Genomic DNA, 14,003 nt, shown 5'->3' on the forward strand with positions numbered 1-14,003 from the left:
GTGCGACGCCTCGACTTGACCCGCGATACGGTTACAGGAACTGCTCGGCGTAATGGCACGCCACCTGCCGCGTCCCCACCTGCCTGAACGCCGGTTCCTCGGCAGCACAGCGCTCGGTGGCATACGGGCAGCGTTTGTGGAAAGCACAGCCAGGCGGCGGGTTCAGCGGGTTGGGCAGCTCGCCGGAAATCTTGATCTTCGGCTTGAGCGGGTCCGGATGAATGGTCGGCGTGGCCGACAGCAAGGCCTGGGTGTAAGGGTGCAGCGGCTTGCTGTAGATGTCCTCCTTGGGGCCCATTTCCGCCGGCCGGCCCAGGTACATCACCAGCACCTGGTCTGCCACGTGGCGCACTACCGCGAGGTTGTGGGAGATGAACACGTAGGCGGTGTTGAACTCCTTCTGCAGGTCCATGAACAGGTTCAGCACCTGGGCCTGGATCGATACGTCGAGGGCCGACGTCGGCTCATCGGCCACCAGTACTTTCGGTTGCAGCATCATCGCCCGGGCCAGGGCGATGCGCTGGCGCTGGCCACCGGAAAACATGTGCGGGTAGCGCTGGTAATGCTCGGGGCGCAGGCCGACCTGTTGCATCATCGCCTGGACCTTCTCGCGCCGCTCGGCGCGGGTCAGGTTGGTGTTGATCAGCAGCGGCTCACCCAGCTGGTCGCCGATCTTCTGTCGCGGGTTGAGCGAGGCGTACGGGCTCTGGAAGACCATCTGCACGTCCTTGCGCAGTTGCTTGCGCTCGGCCTTGTTGGCCCCGGCGACTTCCTGGCCGGCGATCTTCAGCGAGCCGGACGAGGGCTCTTCGATCAGGGTCAGGGCCCGGGCCAGGGTCGACTTGCCACAGCCGGACTCGCCGACCACGGCCAGGGTCTTGCCGGCTTCCAGTTCGAACGACACGCCGTTGAGTGCGCGCACCAGGGCATGGCCCTTGAACAGGCCGCGGGAAACTTCATAGTGACGGGTCAGTTCACGGGCGGTAAGGACGACGGTCATTACGCCACCTCCTGGTTCAGCGGGTAGAAACAACGCACCTGGCTATGGGCCTGGGGATCGAGGGTCGGTCGTTGCCGGCGGCAGTTTTCCTGCACGTAAGGGCAGCGCGGCGACAGCAGGCAACCTTGAGGACGGTCATAGCGGCCGGGGACGATGCCCGGCAGGGTCGCCAGGCGCTCGGCGCCTTCGCTGTGCTCGGGAATCGCCGCCAGCAGTGCTTCGCTGTAGGGGTGGGCGGGGACATCGAACAGTTCCGGCACCTGGCCGACTTCCACCGCTTGGCCGGCGTACATCACGCACACCCGCTTGGCGGTTTCGGCGACCACGGCGAGGTCGTGGGTGATCAGGATCAGCGCCATGTTCTGCTCTTTTTGCAGGTTCAGCAGCAGCTCCATGATCTGCGCCTGGATGGTCACGTCGAGGGCGGTGGTCGGCTCGTCGGCGATCAGCAGCTTGGGTTCGCCGGCAATCGCCATGGCGATCGCCACCCGTTGGCTCATGCCACCGGAAAGCTGGTGCGGGTAGGCGTCCAGGCGGCTTTCGGCGCCAGGGATTTCAACCTTCTTGAGCAGTTCCAGGGCACGCTGGCGGGCCGCCTTGCCGCGCAGGCCAAGGTGCTGGCGCAGCACTTCCTCGATCTGGAAGCCTACGGTGTAGCTGGGGTTGAGGGCGGTCATCGGGTCCTGGAAGACCATGGCCATATCCTTGCCGACCACCTTGCGCCGTTGCCGGCCGCTGAGCTTGAGCATGTTGGTGCCATCGAAGGTCAGGGCATCGGCGGTGATGCGCCCGGGGGCGTCGATCAGGCCCATCAGCGCCATCATGGTCACCGATTTGCCCGAGCCCGACTCACCGACGATGGCCAGGACCTCACCTTCATCGACCGTCAGGTCCAGTCCATCGACCACCGGTACCGCATTGGCGTCGCCAAAGCGCACGTTCAGATTGTTGATTTGCAGAAGTGACATGGCGATCTCCTCAGGCGGCATTCTTGAGTTTCGGGTCCAGCGCATCGCGCAGTCCGTCACCCATCAGGTTGATTGCCAGCACGCTGAGCAAAATGGTCAGGCCAGGCAGGCTCACCACCCACCAGGCGCGTTCGATGTAGTCGCGGGCCGAGGCCAGCATGGTGCCCCACTCGGGGGTTGGCGGCTGTACGCCGAGGCCGAGGAAGCCCAGGGCGGCGGCGTCGAGGATCGCCGAGGAGAAGCTCAGGGTGGCCTGCACGATCAGCGGCGCCATGCAGTTGGGCAGCACGGTGACGAACATCAGCCGGGGCAGGCTGGCACCGGCCAGGCGCGCGGCGGTGACGTAGTCGCGGTTCAGTTCGCCCATCACCGCAGCGCGGGTCAGGCGCACATAGGACGGCAGCGAGACGATGGCGATGGCGATCACGGTGTTGATCAGGCCAGGGCCGAGGATGGCGACAATCGCCACCGCCAGCAGCAGCGAAGGCAGGGCCAGCATCACGTCCATCAGGCGCATGATCGACGGGCCGAGGATGCGCGGAAAGAACCCGGCCAACAGGCCGAGGAAAATCCCCGGAATCAGCGAGATCACCACCGATGACAGGCCGATCAGCAGCGACAGCCGCGAGCCCTGGATCAGCCGCGAAAGCAGGTCGCGGCCGAGCTCGTCGGTGCCGAGGATGAACTGCCAGTTGCCGCCTTCCAGCCACACCGGCGGGGTCAGCAGAAAATCACGGTACTGCTCGCTGGGGCTGTGCGGCGCCACCCAGGGGGCGAACAGTGCGCAGAACACGATCAGGCTCATGAACATCAGCCCGGCGACCGCGCCCTTGTTGCGTGAAAAGGCCTGCCAGAACTCCTTGTACGGCGAGGGGTAAAGCAGGCTCTGGTCGACAGCGGTGGCCGGGGTGGTGACAGATTTTGCAAGTGGGGTAGTCATGACGAGGCCCTCAGCGCTGATGACGGATGCGTGGGTTGGCCAGGCCGTAGAGGATGTCCACGACGAAGTTGACCAGGATCACCAGGCAGGCAATCAACAGGATGCCGTTCTGTACCACGGGGTAATCACGGGCGCCGATGGCTTCGATCAGCCACTTGCCGATGCCCGGCCAGGAAAAAATGGTTTCGGTCAGTACCGCACCGGCGAGCAGGGTGCCGACCTGCAGGCCGAACACCGTCAGTACCGGGATCAGCGCGTTGCGCAGGCCGTGCACGAACACCACCCGGGCCGGCGACAGGCCCTTGGCGCGGGCGGTGCGGATGTAGTCTTCGCGCAGCACTTCGAGCATCGAGGAGCGGGTCATGCGCGCGATCACCGCCAGCGGAATCGTGCCCAGGACAATGGCCGGCAGGATCAGGTGCATCAGTGCATCCTTGAAGGCGCCTTCTTCGTCGCTGAGCAGGGTGTCGATGAGCATGAAGCCGGTTTTCGGCTCGATGTCGTAGAGCAGGTCGATGCGCCCGGACACCGGGGTCCAGCCCAGGCTCACGGAGAAGAACATGATCAGGATCAGGCCCCACCAGAAGATCGGCATCGAGTAGCCGGCAAGGGAGATTCCCATGACCCCATGATCGAACAATGAGCCACGCTTGAGCGCGGCGATGACCCCGGCCAGCAGGCCGATCACCCCGGCAAAAAACAGCGCCGCCATGGCCAGTTCCAGGGTTGCCGGGAACAGTGCGAGGAACTCGGTCCAGACGCTTTCGCGGGTGCGCAGCGATTCGCCGAGGTCACCCTGGGCGAGCTTGCTGACGTAGTCCAGGTACTGTTCAGGCAGCGGTTTGTTCAGGCCCAGTCGCTCCATGGCCTGGGCGTGCATTTCCGGGTCGACCCGCCGTTCGCCCATCATGACTTCAACCGGATCGCCGGGTATCAGCCGTATGAGCGCAAACGTCAGCAAGGTGATGCCGAAGAAGGTCGGGATCAGCAATCCCAGTCGCCGGGCAATAAAACTAAACATCTTCTGGAGTACCTCATCAGCCGGTCAGGCATGCCCGCCGGCACCCGGGTGGGGCGCCGGCGGTCGTTCTTGTTCTACTTCACCTGGGTAGTGGCGAAGTTGTTATTGGTGAGGGGGTTGATGTGGTACCCCTCAACGTTGTTGCGCATGGCGGTAAACATTTGCGGATGGGCCATGCTGATCCACGGTTGATCTTCATCGTACACCGCCAGGGCCTTTACATAGAGCGCTGCACGCTCATTGTTGTCGGTAACCTCGCGGGCCTTGGTGATCAACTGCTGGAAGGTTTGATTGCACCAGCGCGCATAGTTCTCGCCGCTTTTCACCGCGTCGCAACTAAGCAGCGGGCTAAGGAAGTTGTCCGGGTCGCCGTTGTCGCTGGCCCAGCCGGTCGAGACCATGTCGGCTTCGCCCTTCTTGGCCCGGCGCAGCATCTCGGCCCATTCCATCACGCGGATATCGACGGTCAGGCCGATCCTGGCCAGGTCCGCCTGAAGCATTTCAGCGCTCAGGCGCGGGTTGGGGTTGGTCGGGCCGCCGCCGTTGCGGGTGAACAGGGTCAGCACCGTGCCTTCGGGCACGCCGGCTTCCTTGAGCAGGGCGCGGGCCTTGTCGAGGTCACGGGGCGGGTTCTGGTTGTCGGTGTTGTAGCCGATCATGCTCGGCGGGTAAGGGTTGACCGCGACCAGTGCGTTGCCCTTGCCGAACAGCTGGTCGACGTGGGTCTGGCGGTCGAAGGCAATGTTGATGGCTTTGCGCACGCGCACATCGCTCAGGTACTTGTGTTCGGTGTTGAGCGAGATGTAGCCGGTGGTCAGCGCTTCCATCTCGGCCACTTTCAATTTGGGGTCGGCCTTGATACTGGGAATGTCATCGGGCTTGGGGTACAGCGCCACCTGGCACTCGTTGGCCTTGAGCTTTTGCAGGCGCACGTTGTTGTCGTTGGCGATGGCGAAGATCAGCGCATCGGCCGGAGGCTTGCCACGGAAGTAGTCCGGGTTGGCCTTGTAGCGCACCTGGGCGTCCTTGTTGTAGCGCTGGAAGATGAACGGGCCGGTGCCGATCGGCTTGTTGTTGAGGTCGCCGGTCTTGTTGGCCTTGAGCAACTGGTCGCCGTATTCGGCAGAGTAGATCGAGGTGAAGGCCATGGCCAGGTCACGCAAAAAAGGCGCTTCGGGCCGGGTCAGGGTGAAGACCACAGTGTGCTCGTCGGTCTTCTCGACGCTTTTGAGCAGGTCCTTGAAACCCATGCTCTCGAAGTAGGGGAAACCGATGCTGGTCTTGTTGTGCCACGGGTGATTAGGGTCCAGCTGTCGTCGGAAACTCCACAGCACGTCGTCGGCATTCATCTCGCGGGTAGGGGTGAAGTAGTCGGTGGTGTGGAACTTGACCCCTTCGCGCAAGTGGAAGGTGTAGGTCAGGCCGTCATCGCTGATGTCCCAGCGCTCGGCCAGGGCCGGCTGGATATCGGTGGTGCCCGGGCGGAAGTCGACCAGGCGGTTGAAGATGGCCTCGGCCGAGGCGTCGGCGGTTACGGCGGTGGTGTACTGGACGATATCGAAGCCTTCCGGGCTGGCCTCGGTACACACCACCAGCGGCTTGGCTGAGAGGCCCGCCGCAGTACTCAACAGGACGGCTGCCAGGGCAGCCTGTAGCGGTAGCAGTTTCATGAAACCTCCTGCAATCGATTAACCAGAGTAGCCGTCCCGGCCGATTCGGCGAACCGGCCGGGAAACCGCGTTCTAGAGGAAGTTGAAGGGAATGGTGGTGACAATCCGCAGCTCGTCCAGGCTACCGTCGATCTGGGCCTTGCTGGCCCGGTGCGCGGTGTAGGTGGCACGAATGGTGGTGTCCTTGAGCGAGCCGCTCTGCACCGCATAGGTGGTGCCGATGCCCCACTCGTAGTGGTTCTCGCCGTCCAGGCCACGCACGTCGTAGCCGCTGCCGGTGTAGTGGGTGCCGTCGATGCCCCAGCCGCGCGCGTTATAGAGGTTGAACTTGAGGCCCGGCACGCCGTACTGGGCCATGTTCAGCACGTAGGCGATCTGCATCGACTTTTCGTTCGGGCCGTTGAAGTCCGAAAGCAGGGAGTTGGCCAGGAAGATCGCGTTGGTGTCGTGCAGGTAGTCGAAGTACTCGTTACCGTTGACCTGCTGGTAGGAGAAGGTCAGGTTGTGGGCCTGGTGGGTCAGGCCGAACGACAGGCTGTAGGTGTCGTTGTCGATATTGCCAAGCTTGCTTTGGCCTTCATCCTTGGTCTTGTAGTAGTTCAGGCCGGTGGTCAGGCTTAGCACCGCGCTGTCGCCCAGCTCATGGCTGGCGCCGAAGTAGTACTGGTTCCACAGGTCTTCGACGTTGGACACGTAGAAGCTGGTTTTCAGGCTTTTCAGCGGCTGGTAGTTCACACCGGCAATGTTGACGTGATCGGCTGAAAAGGCGCGATCACCGTACTCGGCAACGAATTTGCTGGTGCCCTGTTCGGTCCGGTTCGAGAGCCGGTCGAAGGTGCCGACATCAAACGACAGGTTGTCGAATTCTTCGCTGTGCAGGCTCACACCTTCGAAGCTCGACGGCAAGGCGCGGTTGCCGATGTAGGCCAGTACCGGGGTGTCCATCGATTGGCGGCCGGCGGTCAGGGTGGTGTTGGACACCCGCGCCTTGACGTTGGCCAGGCCCATCTTGCTCCACTGGCCGATGACATCGCCGTCGCTGTGGGTCAGGGTGCGGTTGTTCGGCCCGGCCACCGCCGCGCGGCCACGCTCCAGGGCGATGGCGTTGTAGACGGCGACCTCGGTGCTGAAGCCGAAGGTACCTTCGGTAAAGCCCGAGGTGTAGTTGAGGATGGTGCCCTGCACCCAGTTGTCACGGCTGTGGGTGTCGTGCTGGCTGCCGTCGCTCTTGTAGTACTTGAACAGCGGTGCGCGGGTGGCGCGTTCGCGGCCATACCAGTTGCGGGTCGAGCCGGACAGGCTCTGGCCTTCGATGAAGCCCTTGGCTTCACTCTGGGCGCTGGTGGCTTTGACGCTGACCGGAACATAGTCCTGGCTGGCGGGTTCGGCCTGGGCCATGGCTGACAGACCACTGAGGGACAGTGCCAGTACTGCGGTTTGGGTTCGTCTCAAGGTAAAGCTCCCTTTTCTTTTCTTCTTTTTAGTTACCGCCTGGCCTTGTGGGCTGGGCGTCTTGCCGGTTGGAACAAGGGTTTGCAATCGTTTGCTGCAAGGCAATCGGGCATATTCAGGCTGAGTTCGCCCGCGAAGGCGCTGCGCGCCCCCGAGGGAGAAAGCGGTTTTTTATTCGGTACTGACGCCTGAGAAGTTGTTGCGCCCGAAAGGACTTACCTTGAAATCCACGACCTTGGCACTGAGCGGCTGGTTGACCGTCGAGTGGGCGATCGGGGTGATGGGCAACTGTTGCCTGAGGCGCTGCTGCGCCTGCTGGTAGAGCAGGGTGCGTTGCTCGCGGTCGGTGATGGTCTTGGCTTTCTTGACCAGCGCGTCGTACTGCGGGTCGCACCACATGGAGTAGTTGTTGCTGCCTATCGCGTCACAGCTGTACAGGGTGCCCAGCCAGTTGTCCGGGTCGCCGTTGTCGCCGGTCCAGCCGATCAGCGAGATGTCGTGTTCACCGTCCTTGGTGCGCTTGAGATATTCGCCCCACTCGTAGCTGACGATTTTCACCTTCAGACCGACCTTGCCCCAGTCGGCCTGGAGCATTTCGGCCATCAGCTTGGCGTTGGGGTTGTACGGGCGTTGCACGGGCATGGCCCAGAGGGTGATTTCAGTGCCTTCCTTGACCCCGGCAGCCTTGAGCAGTTCGCGGGCCTTTTGCGGGTTGTAGCCGGCATCCTTGATGCTTTCGTCGTAGGACCACTGGGTCGGCGGCATGCTGCCCACCGCCAGTTGCCCGGCCTCCTGGTACACCGCCTTGACGATGGCCGGCTTGTTCACCGCCATGTCCATGGCCTGGCGTACTTCAAGCTGGTCGAAGGGTTTGTGCTGAACGTTGTAGGCGATGTAGCCGAGGTTGAAGCCGGGTTTTTCGATGACCTGCAGCTTGGGGTCGCTCTTGAGTGCATCGAGATCGGCCGGGCGTGGATGCAGGGTGACCTGGCATTCGTTCTTGCGCAGTTTCTGGATGCGCACCGAGGGGTCGGTATTGATCGAGAAGATCAACTGCTCGATCTTCACCTGGCTCGGGTCCCAGTAGTCCTTGTTGCCGCGGTAGCGGATCTGCGAGTCCTTCTGGTAGCGCTGGAACACGAACGGGCCAGTGCCGATCGGCTTCTGGTTGATGTCGCTGGGGCGCCCGGAGGTCATCAGTTGCTCGGCGTATTCGGCCGAGAGTACGGCGGCAAAACTCATTGCCAGGTTCTGCACGAAGGCGGCATCGATGCTGTTGAGGGTAAAGACCACGGTCATCGGCGCGGTCTTTTCGATGCGGGCGATGTTTTTGTCCAGGCTCATGCCGACGAAGTAGGGGAATTCGGTGGGGTAGGCCTTGCGAAACGGGTGGTCGCGGTCGAGCATGCGATTGAAGGTGAACAGCACGTCGTCGGCGTTGAAATCGCGACTGGGGGTGAAATCCTTGTTGCTGTGGAACTTGACCCCTTCGCGTAGGTGGAAGGTGTAGGTCAGGCCGTCGTCGGACACCTCCCAGCTTTTTGCCAGGGCCGGTTTGACGGCGGTCGCGCCGCGTTCGAATTCCACCAGGCGGTTGTAGATCGGCTCGGCGGCGTCGTTGTCGGTGGCGCTGGTGTATTGGGCGGTATCAAAACCGCCGGGGCTGCCTTCGGAGCAGAACACCAGGTTCTTGGCCAGGCCCGCAGGGGCCTGGGCGAGCAGGCCGAAGCCCAGCAGCGCTGCATAGATTGGAGTGTGGCGCATGACGATCCCTTCTCTCTTGTTGTTTTTTTCGCGGTCCATGGCGCACAGCCATACGAATCGCGCCGACTCTGCTGCACCCTTGACGGTAGAGCCATCAAAGCGCTGCAGATAGGTGCGATTACGCAGAGGTGTGTAGGAGGTATCCGATAGGGCGTGCGACGGTTCCGTGTCGATGCGCTAGCGGCTGACCTGCCAGGCCATCAGGCTGCGGCCCCGGCTGCCGTGTGGCGTCGCGGGGCCGAGCCAGATGGCTGCTATTTGGTCACGCTGACCCCATAGAAGGAGTTCAAGCCAAACGGGCTGATCTTGAAGTCCTGTACGGTTGAACGCATAGGTTGATACACCGTCGAGTGAGCGATAGGTGTCATCGGAACCTGTTCTTTGAGGATGTGTTGCGCTTGCTTGTACAGCTCGGTGCGCTTGGCCTGGTCGGAGGTGGCCTTGGCTTGCTTGACCAGGTCGTCGTACGGCTTGTAGCACCACTTGGAGAAGTTGTTGCCTTCCAGGGCATCGCAGCCAAACAGGGTGCCCAGCCAGTTGTCCGGGTCACCGTTGTCGCCGCTCCAGCCAATCAGCATGGCGCCGTTCTCGCCACCCTTGGAGCGCTTGATGTACTCGCCCCACTCGTAGCTGACGATCTTGGCCTTGATGCCGATCTTGGCCCAGTCCGATTGCAGCATCTCGGCCATCAGCTTGGCATTGGGGTTGTACGGGCGTTGCACCGGCATGGCCCAGAGGTTGATCTCGGTGCCTTCCTTGATGCCGGCTTCCTTGAGCAGCTGCTTGGCCTTCTCGGGATCGTACTTGGCGTCCTTGATGGTGGTGTCGTAGGACCACTGGGTCGGCGGCATGGCGTTGACCGCCAGCTGGCCGGCGCCCTGGTACACCGAGTCGATGATCTGCTGCTTGTTTACCGCCATGTCCAGCGCTTCGCGAACCTTGAGCTGGGCCATCGGGTTGGGCTCGTTGCTGCCCTTGATCTTGTCCATCACGTTGTAGGCGATGTAGCCGAGGTTGAAGCCGGCCTGATCAGGCATCTTCAGGTTCGGGTCGTTTTTAAGTGGCTCGATGTCGGCCGGGCGCGGGAACAGGGTGACCTGGCACTCGTTCTTTTTCAGCTTCTGCATGCGCACCGAGGCGTCGGTGGTGATGGCGAAGATCAGGTTGTCGATCTTCACATCCTCAGGCTTCCAGTAGTCCTTGTTGCCCTTGAAGCGGATCTGCGCGTCTTTCTGGTACTTGCTGAACACGAACGGGCCGGTGCCGATCGGCTTCTGGTTGATGTCGGCGGGCTTGCCCTGCTTGAGCAACTGGTCGGCGTATTCGGCGGACTGGATCGAGGCGAAGCTCATGGCCAGGTTCTGGATGAACGCAGCGTCGACGCCGTTGAGGGTGAACTTGACCGTGTGCTCGTCGAGCTTTTCGATCTTGGCGATGTTCTTGTCCATGCCCATGTCGGTGAAGTACGGGAACTCGGTAGGGTAGGCCTTGCGAAACGGCATGTCCTTGTCGAGCATCCGATTGAAGGTGAACAGCACGTCGTCGGCATTGAAGGCGCGCGTCGGCTTGAAGAATTCGGTGGTATGGAACTTGACCCCTTCGCGCAGGTGGAAGGTGTAGGTCAGGCCATCGTCGGAAATGTCCCAGCTGGTCGCCAGGCCCGGGATCACTGCGGTGCCGCCACGCTCGAACTGGCTCAGGCGGTTGAAGACGGTCTCGGCTGAGGCATCGAAGTCGGTTCCGGTGGTGTACTGGCCCGGGTCGAAGCCTGCGGGGCTGCCTTCGGAGCAAAACACCAGGTTAGTCGCCGCAAGGGCGGAAGGTGCGCCGGCTAGCAAGCCTGCGCCGACCAGAAACGGAATGACCGCGTGTTTGAGCATGGTGGCCTCATTGTTGTCATTTTTGATTTGAGGGGGCCTTGTGAGCCGACCTGCGGATACTTATGCAGGCCCCATACCCAATGCAACACTCAAAGGGATGGGTGACGGTAAACAGTGGGACGAACGTACAGGAATGTCGCATCCGTATAATTTTTTACGGAGTTGATCGTTTGCGAGGGGGTGTTTCAGGTTGTTTCGAAGACGTTGTCTCACTATCGAGTCAGTCTTTGCACTAATTTGGGGCGCGAGGTGCTACAAGTAACAGGGTTCGCGACAGCCGAAACTGCCGCGAACCAGCAGAAAAGTAACGCGGCTTACTGCATCTGGACTTCAATGGTGCCATCGGCACTCATGGTCACGTCGGTGGTGCCGGCTTCGATTTCCGGAGCGGGCGCTGCGTCTGCGGCCATGCCGGCGGCTTTCATCATCATCGGTGCGCTACGGGCATAAGGATGCGGGTAACCGCTGCTGTTGAGGTTCAGGTTGACCACTTTGTAGCCTTTGCCGCCCAGGGCTTCGGTGGCCAGTTGGGCACGGGCCTTGAAGGCGTTGACGGCATCCTTGAGCAGGTCGTCTTCGCTGGTTTTGCGCGTGGCCGGGGCGATGGAGAAGTCCATGCCGCCCATTTTCAGGTCCTGCAGCAGGGTGCCGGTGAGTTGCGACAGGGCCGGGAAGTTGGCGCTTTCCAGGCGCAGCTCGGCGCGTTCGCGCCAGCCGGTGATCTTCTGACCCTTGTTGTCGTAGATCGGGTAGCTGTTGCGGCTGCCCTGGCTGATCTTCACATCCTTGACCTCGCGCGCCTGTTTCACCGCCTTGTTCATGGTTTCGGTGATTTCAGTGGCCAGCTTGCCCGGGTCGGTATTCTGCGCTTCGCTGTACAGGGTCACGACCATCAGGTCGCGGGCCACTTCCTTGCTGACTTCGGCGCGCAGCGAAATCTGGTTGTAGCGCGGGGCCTCATCGGCCAGGGCCGGAAGGCTGGCTAGCAAGCTGGTGGCCATTGCCAGGGCGGCGCTGCTGCGGGTGATCGACATGTATGACTCCTTGAAAGTGTGGCGCGGGCACTGAACACAAGCAGTGCACGCTGGCCCATGAGACTGGCAACAGTGTAGTGAGGTTCAAAATGGCCATCATTGTTATGTAAAAAAGTGTGGCGCTTTGCCGCATCACTGCAGACCAGGCCGCAGCTTCGGTATACTCGCGACGATTCGCCTGGAGCACTCATCAGGAGAGCTCATGCTCGCCCCCGTACAAATGCTGTCTGCAACCCGTCAGAACCTCTGGCGCCTGACCTTCATCCGCATCCTGGTGCTTGCCGCCCAGGCCGGCTCGGTCGGTGTCGCCTACTGGACCGAACTGCTGCCGCTACCGTGGCTGTCGCTGGTCATTACCCTCGGCCTGTCGATGCTGCTGTGCGCGTTCACGGCCCTGCGCCTGCGCCTGACCCTGCCGGTCACCGAGCTGGAGTATGCCTTCCAGCTGGCCTGTGACCTGCTGATCCACAGTGCCTTGCTGTATTACTCGGGCGGTTCGACCAACCCCTTCGTGTCCTATTACCTGGTGCCGCTGGCCATTGCCGCGGTGACCTTGCCCTGGGTCTATTCGCTGATCCTCTCCGGTATTGCCCTGGCCGCCTACAGCTTGCTGCTGGTGCAGTTCTATCCGCTCGAGACCTTCCCCATGGCCCGGGAGAAGATGCAGGTCTACGGCATGTGGCTGAGTATCGCCCTGGCTGCGGCGGTGATTACCTTCTTCGCCGCGAAGATGGCCGAAGAGCTGCGCCGCCAGGAGCAACTGCGCGCCGAACGCCGAGAGGAGGGCCTGCGCGACCAGCAACTGCTGGCCGTGGCCACCCAGGCCGCTGGCGCTGCCCATGAGCTGGGCACGCCGCTGGCGACCATGAGCGTATTGATCAAGGAAATGCGCCAGGATCACAGCGACCCGCTGCTGCAGGAAGACCTGGCGGTGCTGCAGGACCAGGTCAAGCTGTGCAAGGAGACCCTGCAGAACCTGGTGCGCGCTGCCGAAGCCAACCGGCGCCTGGCGGTCGAGAACCAGGAAGTGACCTTCTGGCTCGACGAAGCGCTCAACCGTTGGCACCTGATGCGCCCCGAGGCCAGTTACCGCTTCCAGCGCCTGGGCCAGGGCAATGTGCCGCGCCTGGCGCCGCCGCCGGACCTCACCCAGGCCTTGCTGAACCTGTTGAACAATGCCGCCGATGCTTGCCCGGACGACCTGGAAGTGCGCCTGGACTGGGACGCCCAGGACATGGTGATCAGCATCCGCGACCACGGCCCGGGCGTGCCGGCAGCGATTGCCGAATCGATCGGCAAACCCTTCTTTACCACCAAGGGCAAAGGCTTCGGCCTGGGCCTGTTCTTGAGCAAGGCCAGCGTGACCCGTGCTGGCGGCTCGGTAAAACTCTATAGTCATGAAGAAGGCGGTACGCTCACCGAGCTGCGCCTGCCGCGTGACGCGCGAGGAGATGTGTGATGAGTGATGAAATCCAGGTTGAAGGCGAAGAGCTGCCGCACCTGCTGCTGGTTGACGACGACGCTACCTTTACCCGGGTAATGGCCCGGGCCATGAGTCGCCGCGGCTTTCGCGTGAGCACCGCAGGTTCTGCCGAAGAGGGCCTGAAAATCGCCCAGGACGACGTGCCGGACTATGCCACGCTGGACCTGAAGATGGATGGCGATTCGGGCCTGGTACTGTTGCCCAAGCTGCTGGAACTGGACCCGGAAATGCGCGTGGTGATCCTCACCGGTTACTCGAGCATCGCCACCGCGGTCGAGGCGATCAAGCGCGGTGCCTGCAACTACCTGTGCAAGCCCGCCGACGCCGACGATGTGCTGGCCGCGCTGCTTTCCGAGCACGCCGACCTCGACAGCCTGGTGCCGGAAAACCCGATGTCGGTGGACCGCCTGCAGTGGGAACACATCCAGCGCGTGCTGACCGAGCATGAAGGCAATATCTCCGCCACCGCCCGGGCCCTGGGCATGCACCGGCGGACCTTGCAGCGCAAGCTGCAAAAGCGCCCGGTTCGGCGCTGACTGACTATTGCGGGGCAAGCCCGCTCCTACTGTAGGAGCGGGCTTGCCCCGCGATCAATTTATTTGCCGCCGAGGATCGTTCGATCCACCCGCACTGCCAGTTGCCCGGCCCCGGGCGCGGCATCGAATACCACCTTGCCGCTTTCAGCCAGCTTGGCCCGGCCCACCACTACGCCATCGCGCAGCAGCTCCAGGGGTACATCCTTGAGGGACTGGCCCGACGCCAGCTCAATGTTCAGGGTAATGCTCATGAGT

The 14,003-nt window shown here is 62.3% G+C and carries 12 protein-coding genes; 2 read left to right on the top strand and 10 right to left on the bottom strand.

Annotation, left to right across the window (positions count from 1 at the left end; translation table 11 throughout):
- Positions 1-31 precede the first annotated feature (31 nt).
- The 9 genes from LOY37_RS04745 to LOY37_RS04785 all read right to left on the bottom strand — a co-directional run bounded on the left by LOY37_RS04745 (position 32) and on the right by LOY37_RS04785 (position 11,729).
- Positions 32-1,000 (bottom strand): peptide ABC transporter ATP-binding protein, encoded by a 969-nt coding sequence (locus tag LOY37_RS04745; RefSeq protein WP_045196272.1) that lies wholly within the window; start codon positions 998-1,000, stop codon positions 32-34.
- A complete protein-coding gene (locus LOY37_RS04750; protein ID WP_045196592.1) occupies positions 1,000-1,968 on the bottom strand; it encodes an ABC transporter ATP-binding protein in 969 nt (322 codons plus the stop codon). The genes LOY37_RS04745 and LOY37_RS04750 overlap by 1 nt, the downstream gene beginning before the upstream one ends.
- Before the next feature lie 10 nt (positions 1,969-1,978).
- Complete coding sequence (locus tag LOY37_RS04755) at positions 1,979-2,908, bottom strand: ABC transporter permease subunit (RefSeq protein ID WP_045196274.1); 930 nt, start codon at positions 2,906-2,908, stop codon at positions 1,979-1,981.
- Between the two features lie 10 nt (positions 2,909-2,918).
- A complete protein-coding gene (locus tag LOY37_RS04760) occupies positions 2,919-3,929 on the bottom strand; it encodes an ABC transporter permease subunit (protein WP_036993941.1) in 1,011 nt (336 codons plus the stop codon).
- Positions 3,930-4,003: 74 nt separating this feature from the next.
- Positions 4,004-5,599, bottom strand: coding sequence for an ABC transporter substrate-binding protein (locus tag LOY37_RS04765; RefSeq protein ID WP_045196276.1), 1,596 nt, complete (start codon positions 5,597-5,599; stop codon positions 4,004-4,006).
- A gap of 72 nt (positions 5,600-5,671) precedes the next feature.
- Positions 5,672-6,997 carry an OprD family porin gene (locus LOY37_RS04770; protein WP_093388136.1) on the bottom strand — a complete coding sequence of 442 codons (1,326 nt, stop codon included), beginning with the start codon at positions 6,995-6,997 and terminating at the stop codon, positions 5,672-5,674.
- 225 nt (positions 6,998-7,222) lie between these two features.
- Positions 7,223-8,815, bottom strand: coding sequence for an ABC transporter substrate-binding protein (locus LOY37_RS04775; protein ID WP_258716387.1), 1,593 nt, complete (start codon positions 8,813-8,815; stop codon positions 7,223-7,225).
- 254 nt (positions 8,816-9,069) lie between these two features.
- Positions 9,070-10,695, bottom strand: coding sequence for an ABC transporter substrate-binding protein (locus LOY37_RS04780; RefSeq protein WP_258664322.1), 1,626 nt, complete (start codon positions 10,693-10,695; stop codon positions 9,070-9,072).
- Positions 10,696-11,009: 314 nt separating this feature from the next.
- Entirely contained in the window at positions 11,010-11,729 is a 720-nt protein-coding gene (locus LOY37_RS04785; RefSeq protein ID WP_093388139.1) for an SIMPL domain-containing protein, read from the bottom strand.
- A 202-nt stretch (positions 11,730-11,931) separates the two neighbouring features.
- Here LOY37_RS04785 and LOY37_RS04790 point away from each other — a divergent pair, with 202 nt between their 5' ends.
- Both LOY37_RS04790 and LOY37_RS04795 read left to right on the top strand, forming a co-directional pair.
- Positions 11,932-13,188 (top strand): ATP-binding protein, encoded by a 1,257-nt coding sequence (locus LOY37_RS04790; protein WP_045196284.1) that lies wholly within the window; start codon positions 11,932-11,934, stop codon positions 13,186-13,188.
- Positions 13,188-13,748 carry a response regulator transcription factor gene (locus tag LOY37_RS04795; protein ID WP_010223415.1) on the top strand — a complete coding sequence of 187 codons (561 nt, stop codon included), beginning with the start codon at positions 13,188-13,190 and terminating at the stop codon, positions 13,746-13,748. The genes LOY37_RS04790 and LOY37_RS04795 overlap by 1 nt, the downstream gene beginning before the upstream one ends.
- Before the next feature lie 59 nt (positions 13,749-13,807).
- Here the strand turns inward: LOY37_RS04795 and LOY37_RS04800 are convergent, their stop codons facing one another.
- The gene (locus LOY37_RS04800; protein WP_213602342.1) at positions 13,808-13,999 is read right to left on the bottom strand and encodes a hypothetical protein; all 192 of its coding nucleotides are present in this window, start codon (positions 13,997-13,999) and stop codon (positions 13,808-13,810) included.
- Positions 14,000-14,003 lie beyond the last annotated feature (4 nt).

Source organism: Pseudomonas sp. B21-012 (assembly GCF_024749305.1).
GTDB lineage: Bacteria > Pseudomonadota > Gammaproteobacteria > Pseudomonadales > Pseudomonadaceae > Aquipseudomonas.